We start from the raw sequence: 21,703 nt of genomic DNA on the forward strand, positions 1-21,703 counted from the left end.
TCAACCGCCACTTTCGCGATGTGGTCGTCGTCAAAGCCGTAATCACGGTCCACCGGATAATCCGGCGTGGTGGCCGTACCGTCCGGATCACTGTAGTCACCCGCTGGGTCGTTAGTCCAGACATGAATGGTATTGTTTACCTCGTCAGCAGCAATGTCCGCTGCTACATCCGCCGTAACCGTCAATTCGATCGTACCATTCACGGCAACAGGGTCAGCTACCGTAAGTGTAAATTCACCTGCTGAGCCAATTGTTCCCACCGTACCATTATCAGCAGTGATACCCGTCACCGTCTGACCGGCAGAGGCCACCTCCTGAAGGTACAATACCGTACCCGCATTGATAACGGAGGGCCCCATGTTCGTCAGTGTAACCGTGTAGCTGAACGCCTCACCTGCAGTCGCAACTGCGGCGGGACCATCCGTGGCCGCCTTGACCACCGCTCCGGGCTCATCGAAACCGTAGTCGCGGTCCACCGGGTAATCCGGTGTCGTAAACGTACCCTCCGGCGTGCTGTAGTCACCCGCAGGGTCTTCGCTCCAAATATTAATGGTGTTGTTCACCACATCCGCGGCAATGTCGCCCGCCACATCGGCGGTCACAGTCAGGGTGAACTGTTCTGTTTCTTCGATATCTTCGTTTGCAGTCACCGTAAAGGAACCATCTGCCGCTATTGTACCTACCGTGATATTCGCGGAACCCGCTTCGATTGCGCTGATCGTCTGTCCGGCAGATAACGCATCCTGCAGGTACAGCACGGTACCACTCAATATCGTCGATGGGCCGCCGTTAACTACCGTAACCGTATATGCAAACGCTTCACCGGCGACGGCTATCGCATCCGTACCGTCAGCGGCAATTTTGGTAATGTTACCGGCTAAGCCGTAATCGCGGTCGACCGGTATGGGGCCCGTATCATCACTATCGTCCGGTACGTCGTTATCTGGATTCCGATCTGGACCCCAAACGTCGATGCCATTGAAAACCTCGTCTGGCGCATTTGCAGCGACATCGGCCGTAATCGTCAGGGTAATGGTCCCACCTACTGGCACCGCCGCAGTCGTCGTCACTGACGCATTATTACCCGTTCCGGATACGGTGGCGTTCGCACTGGTCACCGCATAATTGGAGATCGCCAAGCCTACACCTGGCCGTTCATTCAAGGGGATGACCTTACCCACGGCAATCGGCGCCGGCCCATCATTCGTAATGGTTACCGTAAAGGTAGCGCTTTCGCCAGCGGTTACGCGTGCATCATCGGCAACTTTCGTAATCAATAAATTATTTGGGATGACGAACGTCACCTCAGCCGGGCTGCCATCCGCAATCACCATGCCCCCCACGACTGCCGTTACGCTCGCATCGCCGGCTAATGTGCTGGTGAATTGCAATATTGCCTCTCCGTCGCCATCCGTTGTGACCGTTTCCGTGGTCGTGGAACCATCAACGTTCACAATCGTGAATTCCACTTCTTGATTGGCTACCGCATCCCCATCCTGATCCAGAATCGTAGCCGTAACTTCGTTATAGTCGACACCATCAGCGAATGCATTGTTTTTGGTGACCGAAAGCGAACTTCCGATGAACGACTCGCATAGCGGAATGACATAGTAGATACTCACATTAGGCGCAATGCTTACACTTGCAACGCTACTCAGGCGGATTGCGATTTCATCGATATCACCCGTTGGGTCAATGGTCACTACCGCAGGATCTGTGCCATTCAACACATCAACGATATTGGCTTCCACAAACGCCGTATTGAAGTCAGTGGTGAACACCTCAACGCCGTCCAGGTAACCGATAACCTCCAGATCGCTTAAAACCCCGGCATTCAGCGTGCCGTCTCCCACCTTCATCTTCATCTGTATGGGATCACCGGCGGGGATTACCTGGTCGAACTGGATGTTCTGCTGTATAGAACCGCCCACGTTGACCGTACCCAGGCTCAAGGTTGAGGCGCTGGACGTGTTTTGGTCAATTGCCCAGAACGCGTTCTGTGCGCCGGCGCCGCCGAGGTTCAACGCATCGAGATTCAGACCGCCTCCTTCATAAGAAGTCGAGAACGCGGCCGGACATTCAAATGTGGTCGGTGTATGGCACAGGCCATATACATCCAGATGTCCTTCGGATGATAATGCCCCCAGTAACGCAGTTGTATGGTCCTCCAGCCTTACTGATTGATAGGAAGCCGTAGGCCGGATTTCAAGGTAATACCTGCCTTTCGTATCCTGTACTAAACGGATTTGCCCGTTAGCTTCGTCAAAAAGATCCTGGCTGCTGCCCGACACCACTTCGTCGCCATTTTCATCATTCACTATGACATTAAAGTAGTGATCACCCAGCGCCACGCCATTGAGCACGCCGTTCACCAGATCACCTATCGAACCCGCAAGCAGCGAATTCAGTATCTCCTCTTCGTAGCCGATGCGGATATACGAAGAAGTACCGGCCGGAACCACAGCTCCAAAACCCAATTCCACATGTCCCGAATACGCACCGATCCCCACTACCAAACCCGCATCAGACCGGATGGTTGCGTAGCTATTGTGGTTGCCGTCCGTCAGGTTCTGGATATCATCCACGTTCTCGCCGTCGTCAACAATAACATCCGCGCACACCTCAAACGGTGGTTGTTCGAATTCCGGATCCGGACACGCATCGGAAATCCGGTATACATTGTAAAGTCGTACCGGACTAGCCACGCCTACACCAACCAGGGAGGCTACTTCAAACCGGACGCGATCGTATGTAACGTCGGCTCCCGGCTCAATCTCCACGGTAATCCGGCCACCGGTATTCAGCAGTCCCAACAGGTCAACTTCATTGATCAGCGCATTCCGCAAAGTGACCGTATGTGCCAGCTGATCGCCATTGTATAGGTAAACCGTGTATCCGCCGAGCAGATCAACATTTGCCAACGATTGGGGTACCTGCATGCGCAGCCGCACCTTATCCGTCGCCGTTGTGGTTACCTTGGTTTTATAGTAAATATCCTGGTAGATCGACGCCGCAACACCTACACCGACGGCTCCCAGCGTCAGCTCTGAATAATTCGAATTGTTTCCGTCGATGACATAATGTGGATTGTTAACCCCCGCCGGATTCGCACCTTCCAGCAGGCTTAACGAAAGGCCATCTCCGTCGAACGAGGTAAATGTGGCCTGCTCACAGGGGTCAAACACCGTCTCCCGGCACATGCTGTACACATTCATGGTGGTCACTGCATCCAGGCCAGCCACCGCGGTATTGTTCAGGGTAATCCGGACCGACTGGTATGGCTCATCAGCGGTAAAGGCAATGTAGTAACGTCCGACATCATCGCGCACGATACGTGCATTATTGATGGCGTTGTTATCCGGGAACCCGTTCATACTGGAAATGTTGTAAATCTCGTCGCCGGCGGCATCCCTCACCGACAAATCAAAATAATGATTACCGAACAGCACCAGATCGCCCACATCCGCCAATAAGTTACCAAGGCTACCACCCACCAATGCGTCGAGCAGTCCTTCATCCGGCATGTCAATGCGGATGTACGAAGTTTCCAGTGCCGGAACCGGTTGGTCATAACTCAGTTCGAGGAAACCGTCATAAGCGCCGGCACCAAGCAGTACTCCAGAACCGGCTGATAAGGTTGCATAGGTATCGATGTCACCGTCAATCGCATTATAGGCAAAATTCGTATTCTCAAACTCACCTAATTCGACACCACAGTCCGGCCCGTTGAATGGTGACTCCGTTTCCGGGTTGTTCGGAAGCGGGTTCGGGTCTGGGCAATCGGCGCCGAATCTCTTGATGCTATATAAACGTACCGGATTACCCAGCGCATTGATATCAACCAGTGTGCTAACACCAACTGCCACACGATCAAACGCCTTGCCCGGGCCGATCGGTATGGTTACCACATCGTCCGTACTCAACAACCCAAGGATATCCAGTCCGGCTACTAGACCATTCTGCAGTCGCTGCGAATAAACCAGCTCATTCCCATTGTATGCCCGGATTTCGATATTATTCAACAGCTCAACGTCAAGAAGGCTGCCATCTTCAAATCCAATTTTAACTTTAAAGTAGTCTGCAGGTGAAGATAAGGTGTGGAAGTCCACGAACTGGAAGGCACTTGCACCGACACCAGCGGTACCAATACCGATTTCCGAAAAGGTTTCATCGGCCTCTACGGATGGATCATCGTCGTCGATCGCCAAATGTGCATTGGTAACACCTGCATCACCCACGCTGAGCAGATCGAGGCTGATGCCCTCAGATTCGGAATAGGTGGCGAATGCCTGTTCGCAGAGTTCAGCACCGGTAGAGAAACAGGCGTGGTAAACATTCATGTGTTCAATCGTACCTGCCCCGACTAATGCAGAAAGATGTTCCGTAATACGGATGCTTTGGAAAGGAGCTTCTGAAGTGACTGCAACATAATAGTGCCCATTTTTATCCTGTACAATTTTGACTTCGCCGTTGCCTGTTCCCAATGCATCATTGAAGCCACTATTACTCGATCTTTCCAGGATTGTTGCAGCACCACTTTTGGCTTCTACCGTAAAATAATGATTACCGAACAGCACACCGTCTACTGCTCCCCCTAAAAGTTCCCCTACACTACCATCCAACAAACTTCCCAATTGCTCCTCATCAAATTCGATCCGTACATATACGGTTTTGCTTGCTGCCACGGGTTCATTAAATTCAAGTTCAATGTGCCCTGAATAAGCCTCGCCGAGTACGCCGCCCAACAAGATGCCAGAACTCGCCTCCAGGGTGGCATACGTATCGTTATTTCCATCGACAGCATTATAAGGAAAGTTTGCATGTTCGAAAGATAACACCTCCGCCGCGCAGTCCTTTTGAATCAGCATCGGATCGGTCGGTGTTATCACAATGGGATCCGGATCGGGGCAATCCACACCGTAGCGCTCCACGCTATATAGTTGGATAGGCGAATTTGCTAGGACGCTCAATGATATCAGCGAGTTGTAGCCGACAGCTACGCGATCGAATTCCACACCGGGTCCAAAAGGTAACGTGACAGGGTCTCCCGACTGAAGCAATCCCAATAAATCCAGTCCGTTTATTAAACCTCCCTGTAACTTTTTACTAAATACCAATTCAGCGCCATTATAGGCTCTGATTTCGATATTTCCGATAAGATCGGCAGTTAACGCACCGCCGTTTTCGATTGCCAGTGTTACTTTGAAATAGTCCTCTTTGGCAGATACCGTGTTAAAATACACCGTTTGGAACATGGAGGCACCGATACCCGCCGTGCCAATGGCAATCTCCGAATAATTATCCGGATCGCTGTCTATTGCGAATTGCGGATTCGTAACACCCGCGCCACCTATACCCAATAAATCAACGGTAAGGCCTGTTCCGTCGAAAGAAGTACCGAACGCAGGGGCACAGGGGGCTTCATTTTCCACATAATACGCACCATAAACATCGATTTCATTGGCTGCAATCAGACCAGGAGAAGTTCTATCGGTTATCCGGATGCGGCTATACGGCTGATTAGGCGTTATAGCGAAAAAAAACTGTCCTAACGCATTTTGTACAATTCTTATCCTTCCGTTAGCATTTTCAAAGCTATCTCCACTTGTTCCCGATAATACGGAAGTGCCGGCTGAGTTTTTTACATTTACCTCGAAAGAATGATTCCCCAATAATACCCCTACCACATCATCTAAGAGCGTTCCCAACGAACCGCCCAATAATGCATTTAATAGCCCCGCATCATCCACCCCTATTCTAACATAAGATGTCGTGTTCGCAGGTAACGTTTCCTGGAAATCTTGCTCAAGATGGCCCGACCAATTGCCAACGATAAGTGCTGTACCCGAGTTTAACGTTGCAAACGTGGTCTCTGTAGCACTACCTTGCCCAACCAACACGTTGTTTGGATTGTCAACATTGCTTTGAGATTCAATGCGTTTCACAAATACTTTCTCCTGCCCGTATACTTTTCCCATCAAACTCGGTGCAAACAATAACAGCGGAACAGCTAGGTAGGTAAAAAGAAACCGTAAAAATGAAGTTTTTGGATAAGTAGATGATGCTTCCATAGGTAATGGGTTTACAATCATAAAATGTTTTTCAATAGATATAATTAAATACCCTCCACGCTAAGCACGTAAGGCTGTGTTTGTTTAATATGGTATGGTTATTGTAACTAGTTAGCCGGTAGATGTTTTAGACATTTCCGGGGAGCGCCTCGCTCTTCGGGAGTGTCTTGTTTAAATTAGGCTATCCTGCCATACCGTGATTTCACGCAAAGATAACCGGGCCGCAATTCGGTTAGATTGTTCACTATATTCATTTTTTCTCGGTTTGTTCATCTTGTTCACATTACCCAAATTGTTGCATATACTCCACAAATTATAAGTAAGTTTGCTTGTAGGCAAGCTAACCATGATTTCATGAAAGGTTACCTTGAATAAACCCCTATTGCCAAGACGGGCCGTATTAGACTAATGTTCAAATTATTCACAAAGAATGAATTAGGTAAAACAGAAAATATTCTATCTTTGGCCAAGGTCAATCATGCAAACACAATAATTAACTGGAACAATCAGCAAACAGAGGCACAATGGAAAACAACTAACAAATCCCATCACTAACAGCTACTAATCGATCTGCCTTTCAGATTATGAAACGATAAGTCTGAGATCAACAGATTAACAATAGGTGTATTGTTAAAACATCTACTCATCCCATGAAAACGTACCTACAAGCTTATTTCGATAAGTTAAAGTCATTGGTATTGGGCAAGTCCCAAATCACACAAATTGTACCCGCTGATTGTTATCGGTTGGCCCTCGAAATTAAGTCTGCAACTGCTAAAAGCGTCAGTGAAACAACACTCAAACGGGTTTTTGGCTTTGCATCTTCCGTACATCAACCCTCTATCTACACCTTAAATACACTGGCCGAATATTGTGGTTTCGAAAGCTGGAACCATTTTTATGTTCAAATGGAGCAGGGCAAGCTACAAACATCGCAGCAACGCTCTTGGGGTGAGATTTCGGTAAATGCTACTAAAATCAGTTTGTTCAATATTCAAAGCAATAAGCATAAATGCGGTATTCCTTACCACCTTACGATCGACCGGGAATGCATTCATACCTTCATGGACCATTTCCATCGCAGTGGTGCTACTACGGGGATTCTCAGCGGTGATACAGGGCATGGAAAAACCATTGCAATATCCCGTTGGGTGGAAAAGCAAATCTGCCAAAACCATACAAATTCAATCAATGACATTTATCTTTTCACCAACAGCTTATCCCTTTTACAGGCAACGGCTTTCGGTTACCACAGCAACCGATGGTTGGCTCATCTATTGGGTTTCGATACCAGCGACCTGCTGGATGCATTTATGGAAACCCATCGGGATACCGCGCCCGGCAACTTCTACCTGATTATTGACGAACTGCATAGTGACTTAATCGCCGACAGACAATTCTACAGCGTAATCAACCAGTTTATCGATATGGTGTGCCATTTTGCGCAATACAGGTGGTTCCGTATTGTTTTGATGTTACGCACGGTGACGCTTCTTAAATACGAAAGTATTTTTAAAGATACCATCATCAATCCGCAATGGTTTTCAGTATTAAGCAAAACTTCCGGCAACGAATCGGCCAACATACCCACACTCTCCAATGCCGAACTACACCAACTCATCCGCAATATCAACGGAAAAACGAAATCCTATCACTTACTACCATCAAATCAGAAGCGCCTCATCCACATTCCGCTGTTTTTCCAATATTATTATGAATTAAACGGCGAGGAATTAGACCTTTCCCAGGTAACTACTTTTGATGAGTATTTGGTGATCACGCAGTACTTGAAAAAACGGGTGTTCAATGGTGTTAATACAATGGCCAAGCAAGCGTTGATGGAAGATTTGTCATTGCTTATTGAACAAAACGGCGATCTACTGCAGGTGTCTAAAAAGCAAGCCTATACAATCGTTAAGCAATATAAAACGGCCTATAACGACCTGCTCCACTCCGGTATTATCGCTGAGACCAACGACGGGCTAGAAGTCAGGCAGCAGACCGTCATCCGTTTCCAGTCAAACATCGTTGCCACCTATTTCATGGCACTCCGACTGTTCAACAAACACTGCGAAACACGTGAGCTGATCCAGGAATTGGACCGGGCCGAAATAAACAATCAAACAAAGACCGAACAACTCAGGTGGTTACTTCTGTTTTATATCGAAGCAGGCAATATGCAGTTGGCCAATCAGGTCGATTCCGTACCTTTTTTAAAGGAAAATCGCTTCGAAGTAATGGCCTTTATTTGTGACGCACTTGATAAGCTCGGTCAAAGTAACCGCCCGATCGCGAGACCCAAGCTCAATAACAACCGGTTTGTGGATTATATGCTCAATCACAGTTGTTTCCAAACGGGATATGAGTCCAATATCGCAAAACTGCTGGCTTTCGACCTGTCTGAAACACATGAAGTCATACTTCGCAGTAAACTCGCTTTTATAGCTTTATTGAAATGGGAAGAAGAGGATCTCCTCCGCCAATTGGATGCACTTTCGGCCAAGCAGCCCGAAACGTTTGCGAATTTCCTAATCAATCCGCTACATGTGCTTTCTTACCTCTACCAATACTTTAAAGAGGGTATCGTTGATCACAATATCTCCCGCGATCTCAACGCGTTACCGCACAAACTTTCGTTACCTGATCATACATCGGGAAGCCAATTATTTGACCTTCTGATTTACATGCTGATCAAAATATCCGGTAATGCAGGAACCGCGCGCCGGTACAGCGAAGTCATCCGCCGCCGGCTTGAGGAGATGCATCCGGCACAGACCTTCGAAGTCGATTTTACGACACTTATTTACGCACTATACCTGCTTGAATGTAACGAGCCTGAATTGGCGACTGCTTTGGTGGCAAAAGGAAACGCACTGTCACTGGATAATTTATCTTATCGTCTCCTACACGCACTTTTTCACCTCCATTCGGGAAAAATCACACATGATGTCAATTATCGGATCCTCGGGCAACGAGCTATCTCAATCTGCGAAACGTATGGTTTTAAATTGCTTGAGGCGTATTGCCGTATCCTCATTTTGGAAGATATACCCAAGGACGAACAGACGCAACACATCAATAACCTTAAATTCCAATTTGCGGCTTTTGGCTATACCATCGGATTAGGGGCATTGTCAAAAAAATATGGATAGTGTACAAAGCTCAGTACGGGACATTTAGTTTTTTGAATACAAAATGCCAAAGCCAGATAGGCCCCAAGACCAACATCCGTAAAAAATTGCTGAATGGCACCGGGTTTCTTTCCATACGTTTACCTAAATACAACGCCAAAAAAGAGGCCAGCAGCAACACGGAACAGACAAACCAGACTGTGGGCCCGCCCGACTGTTCAACGTATTCCAGCCGCACAATAAAAAAACTAAATACCCCCACCGTAAGCAATACAGCATACGACAACGTTGTAGCAAGCCGGAGGTAATAGTAAACAAACCCGGCAATGAAAAACGAACCCCAATTGAGGAACGTATCGTAACCGTTTCTTTTCAGGAATCCGATTTCAGGAAATGGGATCATCCAAACCAAACCCAACACGGCAAACGAGAAGACCGGAATGGCCACATACTGGATAACCCGATTTATGGGATTTTGGGATTGTTCAGCAAGCGTTTCAAAATAAACGTCCACCTCCCGCTTTGGGGGAATTTGTGTTTTCTGTCGCTTCTTCGTCTTTGTCATCACCTAATCACCGGTCTATTCACTATTTCGCATAGGATACCGACCGCGTTTCACGGATAACCGTCACTTTAATCTGGCCGGGATATGTCATCTCCGTTTGAATCCGGGTAGAAATATCTGCCGCAAGCAATTCTGCCTGGGCATCCGACACACGTTCACTTTGCACCACTACACGCAATTCACGCCCGGCCTGAATAGCAAAAGTCTTTTCCACCCCCGGGTAAGACAAGGCCAATTCTTCGAGTTCCTTGAGTCGCTTGATGTAATTTTCGACAACTTCCCTACGGGCTCCCGGCCGTGCGCCCGAAATGGCATCACATGCCTGCACAATCGGCGAAATCAACGATGTCATCTCGATCTCATCGTGGTGGGCACCAATCGCATTACATACCTCGGGATGTTCTTTATATTTCTCGGCCAGTTGCATTCCAAGAATGGCGTGGGGCAATTCCGGATTGTCGTCGGGTACCTTACCGATGTCATGCAGCAATCCGGCCCGCTTGGCATGCTTTACGTTAAGCCCTAACTCTGCCGCCATCGTTGCGCTGAAATTGGCAACCTCCCGGGAGTGCTGCAACAAATTCTGCCCATACGAGGAACGGTAACGCATACGGCCCACCATACGGATCAATTCCGGATGGAGTCCGTGTATCCCCAGATCAATCACGGTACGCTCACCGATTTCGACAATTTCATCTTCAATCTGGTTTTTGGTTTTGGCGACAACCTCTTCGATGCGCGCAGGGTGTATACGCCCATCCGTTACGAGGCGGTGCAGGGCCAAGCGTGCTATTTCACGACGAACAGGGTCAAAGCCAGAGAGAATAATTGCCTCAGGCGTATCATCCACAATGATTTCTACACCTGTCGCAGCTTCTAACGCGCGGATATTCCGCCCTTCACGACCAATGATACGGCCCTTGATTTCATCATTTTCGATGTTGAAAATCGATACGGTGTTTTCGATGGCACTCTCTGTGGCCGTACGCTGAATGGTTTGGATGACCACCTTTTTGGCCTCTTTGGTAGCTGTCAGTTTTGCCTCGTCTACGATGTCTTTTATTTGGATGACCGCTTGGGAACGGGCCTCTTCTTTGAGATTTTCAATCAACTGATTTTTAGCTTCCTCTGCGGATAAACCCGCTATGGTTTCCAGTTGCTTGATGTGTTGGGATTTGAGCTGCTCTACTTCCTCCTGCTTTTTCTCATTCAGCTCGGTGAGGCGCTCCAAATTTTTCCGCGCGTTTTCCAATTCCTGCTTTTCACGGTTCAGGTTTTCCATTTTCTGGTTAAGCGATTGCTCCTTCTGCCGTATACCGGTTTCACGTTGATTCAGGGCGTTGTTCTTTTGGCTGGTTTCTTTTTCGTGTTCAGCCTTCAACTGCAAGAATTTCTCTTTTGCCTCCAACAGCCGCTGTTTTTTGAGGTGCTCACCAGCCTGTTCTGCTTCTTTAAGGATTTTTTTGGCTTTACTCTGAGCTGCAACTTCCTGCTTTTTAAATAAAGACCGCAGCGCAAACCGTCCTGCGGCCACACCTACCACGAAAGCTATAACGATGTATATATATTCCATTGTTGTTTATTTGTTTTATTTATCCCTTTATTCACTATCTATTCGTTCACGACCCAATTACCCTACGGCAAAAAAAAACCGCAATTAAATAACCAGGTCTCATGTATTATAAACTTCCTTACACAGGCTTAGCGTATTGATCATGACCAGATGGCATCTGCAAAATGGTCTACATCTTATTTACGCTTTGTGATATTGAAGCGTTAAGTTTAAAATAGTGAAACCCGAATTTAACTGCGGTAAATTCGTCGTCTTAAAGCTCTGATTAATAAGAACGTTATTTGCTAAAGAATTCGGTTAACATGCTATCCAGTTCATTTACAGCCTTTACGACACCCACTTCATCTACACTCGTCTTCCGCTCTGCTTTCAGCATTCCCGTTGCGTAGTGAAGCACGCACATCGATAATAAATCCTGTTTGTCCCTTACTGCATAATTCTCCTGAAATTCTTTAATTCTGTCGTTTATCAATTTCGCTGCCCGCCGGATCACTTCCTCTTCCTCCATATCCACCCGCAACGGATAAATCCGGTCTGCAATGTTTATTTTTATGGAAATTTCTCCCATGTTTGAGCTAATTCACTATACGTCACTCTCCCGCCCTTTACCTGAGCAATTCAATACACTTATCTATTTCCCGCACAAAATCGTTAATTTTTTGCTTTGTGTCAAGTATTTTTTCATTTATTACCGCTTCATCCACCTTGCCTTCGTCCAGTGAACGGGCCACGGCAAGTGCCTTTAGCTTCTCTTCTAATTGCTTATTTTTATCGCTGCTGGTATCAAACGCAACTTTCAACGACTGCACCTCCAGCTTCAGCATGTCGTTTTCTTCCTGCAGGGAAGCACACAAATCCAACAACTTCCGTGTGTTGTCTACTACATTTGCCAATTGTGCTGCTACCGATGCCATATTACTTCTAACCTCGTACTTCTAACCTCGTACTTCTAATTTCGTACCTAACTCCTCACTTCCGCTCCCGTCTCTTTTTCAAAATTATAAATTAATTTTTTAACTATTGCATCAATCTGTTTATCATTAAGCGTTTTTTCTTCATCCTGCAATACAAACTGAAGCGCATATGATTTTTTGCCTTCCGGCAATCTGTCTCCTTTATAAACGTCAAAAACGTTTACACGCTTCAAAAGCTTACGCTCACTTCGCTCGGCTATCTCCCGCAGTTTGGCAAAGGTTACATTCTCATCGATCAGCAAAGACAGATCTCGCCGAACTGCGGGGAATTTCGGTACTTCCTGATAGGTGATTTTATTTTTACGGATCGCTTTAAGCACCAATTCCCAATCAAAATCCGCATAAAATATCTCCCCGTCCACGTCGGCTTTTTTTACGAGTGCCGGGTTTACCGCGCCAAAGGAAACCAGTGTCTTACCTGCCCGTTCGTAGGCTAACCCATACTGGTAGTGTGATCCGGGCACATCCGCATCGCGCAGGCCGGTAATATTCAGCCGTCGCAAAAGCGCATCTACCGCAGCTTTGATGTGATAAAATGACACTGCTTTGGACGCCTGATTCCATTGCTGGGGCCACTGCTTGCCGGCGATGGCCAGGGCCAGGTGCTGTGTTTCAAGATATCCTTCCGGTTGCAGGTGGTAGGTGTACCCGAATTCGAATAATTTCAGATCCGTCTGTTTGCGTTTCTGGTTATAGGCAATGGCATCCAACACAGAAAACATCAGGTTCTGCCGCATTACTTCCAGGTCGGCACTCAATGGATTCAGGATACGGACGGCCGAATCTGCATCGTCCATGTAATCCATTTTGGTCAACGAATTGGAAAGGATCTCCCGGAAACCATTCCCGACCAGCAAATCCGCTAGTTGATTTTGCACCACTTCCTTGTCCGGCTTGGGCGACGTATTCAGGGAGGCTTTGATCTGCCGTTTGATTTCGATACGATTATACCCGTAGATACGGAGCACTTCTTCAATAATATCCACCTCCCGGCTTACATCTACTTTATAAGGCGGCACCTGCACGTTCAGTACATCGTCGGTTTCACTCAGTATGGTAATGCCAAGCGCCTCAATAATTGCCTTTATTTCAGTTTCGGGAATAGCCTCCCCAATCAGCCGCTGTACGGCTGTGTACCGTACATCAAACGTAAACGGCGGGATCGGTTTTGGATAGTGGTCCGAAATAGCCGTCGAAACGTAGCCCCCACTCACTTCCGCGATGAGCAGTGCAGCCCTTTTCAGTGCAAATACGGTGATGTTCGGATCGGTACCCCGTTCAAAACGGAAGGACGCATCGGTTTTAAGCCCGTGCCGTTTGGATGTCTTCCGCACGGAAACCGGATGAAAATAAGCACTTTCCAAAAACACTTCGGTTGTTTTATCGGTCACACCTGAATGGATGCCACCAAACACACCGGCAATGCATAAAGGGTTTTCCGCATCACAGATCATCAAATCAGCCTCGTTCAAGGTACGTTCTACCCCATCCAAGGTGACAAAAGATTCACCCGGCCGCGCAGCACGCACAACCACTTTACTGCCCGACAGCTTGCTGGCATCAAAGGCATGCAATGGTTGTCCCAGTTCATGCAGTACATAATTGGTCACATCCACCACATTGTTGATGGGACGGACGCCAATGGCCGTTAAACGATCTTTCAGCCACCGCGGGGACTCGCCAACCTGAACACCGCTGATGGTTACTGAGCTATACCGTGGACAAGCGTCTGCATCTTCCACGGAAACGGATAATGCCTCTCCGCTTCCCGGCGTAAATGCCAGGATATCCGGCAGGTGATAACCATTGCGCAGGTAAGCGGCTACATCTCTCGCCACCCCCAAATGCGAGGCGGCATCAGCGCGGTTAGGCGTAAGCCCGATCTCAAAGACATAATCGTCATGAACACCAAAATAATCCTTGGCAGCCATACCTATCGGTGCGTCCGCAGCCAAGACCAGAATACCGTCGTGCGAAGTTCCCAGGCCGATTTCATCCTCGGCACAAATCATTCCCTCGGACACTTCGCCCCGGATCTTGGATTTGTTTATTTTGAAAGCTTCGCCGGAAGTGGGATAAACCGTGGTCCCTACTGTTGCAACGACAACACGCTGGCCCGCTGCTACATTGGGTGCCCCGCAAACGATTGGTAGTGGCAACGCTGCTCCAATATCGACGGTCGTCACCTTCAGCCGGTCTGCATTGGGGTGCTGCGCACAGGTTTTCACCTCACCGATGACCAAACCTTCCAGCCCCCCTGGGAGACTTTGCACCGTCTCAAGCGATTCTACTTCCAGCCCGATATCGGTAAGAATTCCGGAGAGTTCTTCCGGTGTTCTGTCCGTCTGTATAAAATCTTTTAGCCAATTGTATGATATCTTCATTACGTTATTCCGGAATTTGGTGCAAACTTAGATTTTTTTTCGTGTTTCTCAAACACCGGCCCCCTGTCTCCTTCCCCTTTTCCGTCGACCCACTGGCCACCCAACACTCACCACTGACCACCAAAATCACAGCAACCCACTGTCCCGGAAACTATAATATCCACTATTGGTAAAAATAACATGATCATTGATGGAGATATCAAACAATTTCGCCGCTTCGGTCAACTTCGTGGTCAGTTGAACATCCATTGTGCTTGCCTTCAGGGTACCGGAAGGGTGGTTATGCGTAAGGATGATACTAGTCGCTTGGTATTCAAGCGCGAGACGCATTACCTGTTTGATATCCACCGGTGTAAAATCGCTGCCCCCTTTTCCAATCAATGCCCGGGTAATTAGCTTACATCCACCGGCCAGAAACAAAACCCAAAATTCTTCATAAGGCAAATCGTTGTATACCGATTCCATGTAATCATATACACGCGCACTGTTGTTTAATATCTCGCGCCGCTCTTTTCTCCGCTCCCTTCTTCTCCGGCCCAATTCCAGTGCCGCCACGATGCTGACGGCCTTGGCTTCTCCGATTCCCTTATACCGGCACAATTCGGATACCGATAGGCGCGACAATTGATTCAGGTCATTGTTCCGGTCGTGCAAAATACGGCGGCAAAGTTCTACAGCCGATTCTTCCCGCGAGCCGCTTCCGATCAGTATGGCCAACAATTCTGCGTCGGTAAGTGCTCTCCGCCCCTGTTCCAACAGCTTTTCGCGCGGCCGATCGGCCTCCGCCCAAGCTTTAATAGCTACATGTGATAACTGGTTCATAGGTATTCGTTAAGGTTGTTGTATTAACAACCAAAGATACGGATTCCCTACCAAACTTCCCAACTAAACGCTATCTTTGCAGTCCAATTTTAAAAACATGAGCAAAGCAATTATCAAGACCGAAAAGGGCAACTTAACGGTGCAATTTTATGACAACGATGCACCGGGCACGGTAGCTAACTTTTTGAAACTGGCGAAGTCTGGTTATTACGATGGCGTAACGTTCCACCGTGTCATTCCGGATTTTGTAATCCAGGGCGGCGATCCAACGGGTACCGGATCCGGTGGTCCGGGATACTCCATCCCCTGCGAACTGGACGGTGATAACCAATATCACGATCGGGGTGTTTTATCGATGGCTCACCGCGGGCGTGATACGGGAGGGTCTCAGTTTTTTATCTGCCATAGTCGTACAAATACTGCTCACCTGGACAGACACCATACCTGCTTCGGCAAAGTGGTCGAAAACGTTGAGGTGATCGACGACATCCGTCAAGGCGACAAGATATTGGGTATTGACATCATTGAAGAACAAACAGCATGAATCTGAAAGCGCTTGTATCTGTCACGGGCAAACCGGGATTGTTCAAATTAATTGGACAGAATAAGGGTGGCTTTATATTGGAAAGCCTTGACGAACAGAAAAAGAAATCGGTGGTAAATCTTGCCACCAACAAAATGGCCACGCTGGAAGATATTACCGTCTATGGCCTTGGAGAGGATTTGAAACTCGTAGACATACTGGAGCGGATGAAGGAAAAAGGGACCACACCCGACCCCAAATCTGATGGAAAAACCCTGCGCAATTTTTTCCGGGACGTTGCTCCTGACCACGACGAAGAACGCGTATATTCCTCAGACATCAAAAAAATCATCAGTTGGTACAACATCATCAAAGAATTACCGCTATTTGATGAGGACCGTCCAACATCTGCAGATGCAGATACGACAGCCACACAGAAAACGGGGGACGATTAACGCCCCCGTTTTTTTAAAAAGAGCTGTCTATCAGAACAGAAAAATTATAGCGGCCATCAAGGCGATGCCGATGATCACCATCAACCAAAACAACCGGCTCTCACTGGCTGTATCCGCTCCTTTGTAATGGTATTTCCGCTTGGGGATATTTATCATAGCAATTTAGTTAACAATTGTCATCATCTATTGTTTGGATGCTTAAATCTTGGATTTTCCATACGGTCACTCGTGATGATAAGGCTCCCGTTTCAATATGGTGAATGCGCGGTATAGTTGTTCCACAAAAAACAACCGGACCATTTGATGTGAAAAAGTCAGCCGGGATAGTGACATCTTGCCGTTGCTCCGCTGATAAATTGTTTGATCAAAACCATAAGGCCCACCTACCACAAATACCACATGCTGTGTACTGCTCACCATCAGCCTGTTGAGATATCCCGCAAATTCAACAGACCGGTATTCTTTGCCGTGCTCATCCAGCAGAATCAATTGGTCTCCCGGCGATACCTGCTTTTCGATCATCGCCGCCTCTTTGACCCGCTGTTCATCGACACTCAGGTGTTTCGTATTTTTGATGTCCGGCAACGTTATTAACTGGAAATGGATGTAATGTTTTAACCGTTGCTCGAACTTCTCGATCATTGCTTTGAGGTGAGCATCGTCTGTCTTCCCGATACACAACAAGGTTATACGCATTCACAAAGTTAGACAAATTTACCTATGAACGGAAAAACCAGCAATGATTGAAGCACTTACAACATCTTTGGCACCCATTTTGTTTTTTCTAACTGCATTTTTAAACTACTTATCACAAAATTTAATTACCATGAAGAAATTACTATCCTTATTAGGTTTTACGCTTGTTTTAACCTGGCAAGCCCAAGCCCAAGACAGCACTTCCGATACCACTTGGCGCATTGCCGGTGAGAACACCCTGCTGCTCAATCAAAGTTCGTTTTCCAATTGGGCTGCAGGTGGCGTCAATTCCTTTGCCGCGAATCTGATGCTCAATTACGATTTCAACTATAAAAAGGCTAAATGGAGTTGGGACAACAAAGTTATCGCCGCTTATGGCCTTACCAAGCAGAAATCCATCGGATGGCGGAAAAACGACGACCGGATTGTCCTGAACAGCTTATTGGGATACCAAGCCGCGGAACGGTGGTTATATACCTTCTATTTAAATTTCAACACCCAATTCGCCGACGGATTCCAATATGACGACAATAATAATAGAACGCTGATATCCACAGCCTTCGCGCCCGCCTATCTGAGTTTCGGGCCTGGTTTTGCGTACAAAGAGTCGGATAATTTCCGGTTCAACCTATCACCGGCGGCGGCTCGCCTCATATTCGTCACCCAAGATTCGTTGTCAAGTATTGGTGCATTCGGTGTAGATCCAGGCTCCACTTCCCGCTTCGAGTTTGGTGCTTCGTTTGACGCCTACTACAAGGTAAACCTGATGGAAAACATCGGTGTGGAAAACATCCTCAAGCTGTATTCAAATTACCTCGAAGATCCGCAGAACATCGACGTGGACTATACGCTCAACTTATTCATGAAGGTAAACGATTATATTTCTGTTAACGGTGGGTTACAGTTGCTTTATGATGACAATACGCTCATCCCCCGTCAGGAAAATGGTGCCATCGTACCTGGTTCTGAGCGCCCGACACTTCAAGTACGGCAGGTATTCGGTGTTGGACTAACGTATAAATTTTAATTGGCTTTCGGCTGTCAGTGCTCGGATTTCGGCAATCGGCACACGGCTGATCGCCGACAGACGACCGCTGATGGCCGCTTTTACTACTCCCCTTCTTCCTCAATGATCACGAAAATATCCTCATTTTCTTTTTTCATCTTGTACTTTTCACGGGCTACCCGTTGCAGGGCCTGAGGGTCTGTATTCAGGTCGTGGATGGCATTTGTTACTTTGTCTATTTCCGTTGTGTAAAACTCCTTCTCGGCTCTCAACTCTTTCAGCTGGCTGTAATAACCGTATTGCGTTGCCACGTCATGGCGGTCAAAGAACAACATCCAAACCGTAAAAGCCACGCTTGCTATAATGTATTTATTTCGGATAATGGACAGTAATCGCTCCATACTTACAAAATAGTGCAAAAATATTCACATTTCCAAATTCATAACAATCTCGTCGTACGTGGCCTCGTAGTATGTATCGTTCGGTTAGCAGTTGTCCCACCCCGGTTTCGCCGCAACTTATTTGGTCATTTTCGTAAAATCAGCACCCAGTCATTTCCTTTTCCAGGACTACCCGGTGCGTCGAAAATGAAATCTCCTTTCTGTTTTCTGATATCTCTTAGAAAGGGGCGCATTGTTTTTGACTCTACGCCGTCAACCCACCATCCTCCGGTTGCCGGATTAAACCAATAAGCGTTCAGTTTTCCCTTTAATTTCTTCAGGTCGAGATGAATATCTTTACCCGCTGCTGTGTAGGCCATCGCCCAACGTCCGTCACTTCCCCTCATGGCCGTAATCCTATCCGAACGTCCATTCACCGTTGATGCTGCCGCACCACCACCATCTCCATCCTCACCGGTATTTCCGTCACCAACCGTATTTCCCTGATCGCCGATAATCAGACTTTGATCGGGCACCCTTCTTAAAAATTGTTTATCTGTCCATATCTCACGTACCGCATGATACAAATATCCCATTTGCACAAGACCCGGCAATTCCAAATATTGACGCCAGTCGTCCTTCGGAAATTTCCACGCATCAGATCCATACGTATGGCCAAATCCCCCCGATAACACGGTTTGCCAAGCTTGGTACCTGATCCCCCAATCGGTAATTGCTCCTTCGTACCGGCCTTCACAAAGCCAGGTCGGTTTAACGGGGTCTAACTGATAGTCTTTCGGAACTGATTCAACCTGATCATAAGGAGTATCCTGAATGGAATTAAAAGACAGCCACTTTTCGGTGTGAAACCACTCAGAGGAATTCGGCGCCCATTTTCTTGGATGATAGGAGATGAGTGGATCACGGACTGCGGCGGCATTTACCCCTTCCGTAACGCCTTTAGCCATTGCGGAATAGATGCTTCTGTAATCGTATTCTCCATAAACTGCAGACCTGTCGCCACCCAGCATCCAAATCACATTTTTCAGGTTTCCATACCGCTCACCGATCCAACGACCATATGTATATGCATTACTTTCATTGAAAACAACATACTTATTAGGTTTTCCGTTAAAAGATCCCGAAAACCAATCTCCCCATGCAGGATGCAAAACAACATACATCCCTTTATCATTTGCCTTACGAATCACAAAATCCAAATGATCCCAGAAATCATATTCATCGGGAGATTCAGAATTGCTGCCCGGAGTTACAACGGGTTTCGAAAGATCCGGCAAACCATTTTCATCAAACTCAAAAGCATAATCACCATAATAGTTTTTACCGATATCATCCAGATTTAGATCAAGCACCATCATCGATATCGCATTCAGCTTCATGTCCTTCAACCGTGAAAGCAACTCGCAAACATCATCTGTTGACCCGTTCCTAAGAAGCATCCATACGGTAAAACTATTCACAAATACGGGGGTCTCATCAGCGGTGACCAATAGATGGGGATTTTTTTTACTTACAAAAAGCTGCTCCGTGTGGAATTGTGCAAAACAAGTACCTACGGGCAAAAGAAAAACATATAACAACAGCAAAATGCTCAATCGAGGGTGTGATTGACTATTTCTTTCCTTACTTATTACCATTTTTATTGATTTTTTTACTAGTAAACGTTCTTACAAAATTCATTTTTCTCCTAAAAGATTACCCCGCAACAAAGCTGCGAGGTAATCTACAATTGCGCTTAATCGGCATAAGCACCCCAAAACTTCAGTTCGCTGATCATAAATTGCGGCACGCCTGTATTGGTCTTATGGACTACAAAACGCAGATAGCGGTACGGCTTACCTGCCTGTTCCGTATCAATATCATATACAAAACCACTCCGTATATAATCCCTGTCTTCATTGGTAAGTTCACTAGGTGACATCGTGCCCGAAGGCAGCTGCATGACGCAATCTGCAATCTTCACCCAATCATTTTTCCAAGCGTCGGTTCCGCCCGCAGCAGGCCACTCCGTCCAGTACTTCAGGTTGTCTTCCCTGCTGCCATTGCCAATTTCACTGATGGGTTTAGGTTCATTTGTCGCCCATATTTCAAAAACTGAAGGCAATTCTGCCGAAAACAGCGGCGACCGATCCCGCATCCACATTGCCAGGCGGCTGTAGGACGCTTTCCGTCCCATGTCAATCGTGAAATAATAGGGAAATGTATTTACCTCCGGTTGGCCCGGCATGAAGTCACTAAGCATGTTGTTGGAACAGTGCCAATAAACGCTGCCGCTCATCAACTCTCCATCGGTAGCATTCGCGATTGTCCTGTTCGAAATTAATCGATGCATATCGCCCCGGAACAAATGGGTTCCCTCGTTATATCCCCATTGTGTCCAGATCATTCCCCCCCGCTCGTCTCTTCCTAATATCTCAGTTTCAAACAGCGGCGTCAATACCGTGTCCAGCGGCCGGGCGAAATTGTTCCACCGGTCACGCAACTCGACTACCAGGTCCTGTGGTTCGCTGGTTAATCCGCGGAACGTGTAACGCCCCCTACTAGCGTTGGAATAATAGGTATCAAATACCGTAAGTTCCCCGCCGGGCGTCCGGTTGTATAAGGTAACGGATATTTCCTTATTCAGCGGATTGTCCCAGGTGGCAAACACTCCGCCAAATGTTGGGCTAATATCCAATGTTTCGCGGATCAGTTTAATGGGCGGCGTCAGGGGATTAATCGTCACCTCTACGGGAAGTGATTCGTTCTTGCTTTTATCCACAGCATATAAACTTACCGAAAACGCTTCCGTATCCGCATATCCCTCCAGGGTGATTGAGTCTTTAAATGCAGAAGAGTAGATTTCCCGCGGTACCCCATCATTCAGTACATATACCGCCTTCACACCGAGTAAATCGTCATCATCAGGCAATGTGTAGGAAATGACAGCTCCACCGTTGACGTTCCGGACCGCCACATCTCTCACAACTCCCGGAGCCTCTTTATCAACCGGATCGCTCCAATCCCTCACGTCGGAACAAGACCAAACGAACGAAGACGCAAGGATATAACAAGATATATTCAGTAATTTTTTCATAACTATCTAAAATCTAAACGATTTAT

The 21,703-nt window shown here is 47.3% G+C and carries 16 protein-coding genes; 4 read left to right on the plus strand and 12 right to left on the minus strand.

The window, feature by feature from the left end; genetic code table 11:
* On the minus strand, positions 1-6,071 hold a 6,071-nt coding region (locus IEX60_RS17320), incomplete at its 3' end, for an Ig-like domain-containing protein (RefSeq protein WP_188752669.1).
* 650 nt (positions 6,072-6,721) lie between these two features.
* Here IEX60_RS17320 and IEX60_RS17325 point away from each other — a divergent pair.
* Complete coding sequence (locus IEX60_RS17325) at positions 6,722-9,223, plus strand: hypothetical protein (RefSeq protein WP_188752670.1); 2,502 nt, start codon at positions 6,722-6,724, stop codon at positions 9,221-9,223.
* A 10-nt stretch (positions 9,224-9,233) separates the two neighbouring features.
* Here IEX60_RS17325 and IEX60_RS17330 read toward each other — a convergent pair whose 3' ends face one another.
* The 6 genes from IEX60_RS17330 to radC all read right to left on the minus strand — a co-directional run bounded on the left by IEX60_RS17330 (position 9,234) and on the right by radC (position 15,520).
* On the minus strand, positions 9,234-9,767 hold the full coding sequence (locus IEX60_RS17330) for a DUF962 domain-containing protein (RefSeq protein WP_188752671.1): 534 nt from the start codon (positions 9,765-9,767) through the stop codon (positions 9,234-9,236).
* Positions 9,768-9,789: 22 nt separating this feature from the next.
* Positions 9,790-11,340 carry a ribonuclease Y gene (rny, locus tag IEX60_RS17335; protein ID WP_188752672.1) on the minus strand — a complete coding sequence of 517 codons (1,551 nt, stop codon included), beginning with the start codon at positions 11,338-11,340 and terminating at the stop codon, positions 9,790-9,792.
* A gap of 277 nt (positions 11,341-11,617) precedes the next feature.
* Positions 11,618-11,908: a cell division protein ZapA gene (locus IEX60_RS17340; RefSeq protein ID WP_188752673.1), complete on the minus strand. Its 291-nt coding sequence runs from the start codon at positions 11,906-11,908 to the stop codon at positions 11,618-11,620.
* 37 nt (positions 11,909-11,945) lie between these two features.
* Complete coding sequence (locus tag IEX60_RS17345; protein WP_188752674.1) at positions 11,946-12,254, minus strand: hypothetical protein; 309 nt, start codon at positions 12,252-12,254, stop codon at positions 11,946-11,948.
* Between the two features lie 47 nt (positions 12,255-12,301).
* Positions 12,302-14,698, minus strand: coding sequence for a phenylalanine--tRNA ligase subunit beta (gene pheT / locus IEX60_RS17350; RefSeq protein WP_188752675.1), 2,397 nt, complete (start codon positions 14,696-14,698; stop codon positions 12,302-12,304).
* Positions 14,699-14,824: 126 nt separating this feature from the next.
* Positions 14,825-15,520 carry a RadC family protein gene (gene radC, locus IEX60_RS17355; protein WP_188752676.1) on the minus strand — a complete coding sequence of 232 codons (696 nt, stop codon included), beginning with the start codon at positions 15,518-15,520 and terminating at the stop codon, positions 14,825-14,827.
* A gap of 97 nt (positions 15,521-15,617) precedes the next feature.
* Here radC and IEX60_RS17360 point away from each other — a divergent pair, with 97 nt between their 5' ends.
* Together IEX60_RS17360 and IEX60_RS17365 are read left to right on the plus strand one after the other, a co-directional pair.
* Complete coding sequence (locus IEX60_RS17360; RefSeq protein WP_188752677.1) at positions 15,618-16,064, plus strand: peptidylprolyl isomerase; 447 nt, start codon at positions 15,618-15,620, stop codon at positions 16,062-16,064.
* Positions 16,061-16,498, plus strand: coding sequence for a DUF5606 family protein (locus IEX60_RS17365; RefSeq protein WP_188752678.1), 438 nt, complete (start codon positions 16,061-16,063; stop codon positions 16,496-16,498). Before IEX60_RS17360 ends, IEX60_RS17365 begins: the two co-directional genes overlap by 4 nt.
* 30 nt (positions 16,499-16,528) lie before the next feature.
* Here IEX60_RS17365 and IEX60_RS24995 read toward each other — a convergent pair whose 3' ends face one another.
* The gene (locus IEX60_RS24995; RefSeq protein ID WP_262892330.1) at positions 16,529-16,654 is read right to left on the minus strand and encodes a hypothetical protein; all 126 of its coding nucleotides are present in this window, start codon (positions 16,652-16,654) and stop codon (positions 16,529-16,531) included.
* A 66-nt stretch (positions 16,655-16,720) separates the two neighbouring features.
* Entirely contained in the window at positions 16,721-17,194 is a 474-nt protein-coding gene (gene rlmH, locus IEX60_RS17370; RefSeq protein WP_188752679.1) for a 23S rRNA (pseudouridine(1915)-N(3))-methyltransferase RlmH, read from the minus strand.
* A 130-nt stretch (positions 17,195-17,324) separates the two neighbouring features.
* Here rlmH and IEX60_RS17375 point away from each other — a divergent pair, with 130 nt between their 5' ends.
* Complete coding sequence (locus tag IEX60_RS17375) at positions 17,325-18,221, plus strand: DUF3078 domain-containing protein (RefSeq protein WP_188752680.1); 897 nt, start codon at positions 17,325-17,327, stop codon at positions 18,219-18,221.
* Positions 18,222-18,304: 83 nt separating this feature from the next.
* On the opposite strand, the gene IEX60_RS17380 is transcribed toward IEX60_RS17375, so the two are convergent.
* From IEX60_RS17380 to IEX60_RS17390, 3 genes are all read right to left on the minus strand, one after another.
* Positions 18,305-18,601 (minus strand): FtsB family cell division protein, encoded by a 297-nt coding sequence (locus IEX60_RS17380; protein WP_188752681.1) that lies wholly within the window; start codon positions 18,599-18,601, stop codon positions 18,305-18,307.
* A 125-nt stretch (positions 18,602-18,726) separates the two neighbouring features.
* Positions 18,727-20,238 (minus strand): glycoside hydrolase family 140 protein, encoded by a 1,512-nt coding sequence (locus tag IEX60_RS17385; RefSeq protein WP_373285062.1) that lies wholly within the window; start codon positions 20,236-20,238, stop codon positions 18,727-18,729.
* 98 nt (positions 20,239-20,336) lie between these two features.
* Positions 20,337-21,677 (minus strand): DUF4959 domain-containing protein, encoded by a 1,341-nt coding sequence (locus IEX60_RS17390; RefSeq protein ID WP_188752683.1) that lies wholly within the window; start codon positions 21,675-21,677, stop codon positions 20,337-20,339.
* Between the last annotated feature and the right edge of the window lie 26 nt (positions 21,678-21,703).

It is taken from the genome of Parapedobacter defluvii (genome assembly GCF_014642075.1).
Lineage (GTDB): Bacteria > Bacteroidota > Bacteroidia > Sphingobacteriales > Sphingobacteriaceae > Parapedobacter > Parapedobacter defluvii.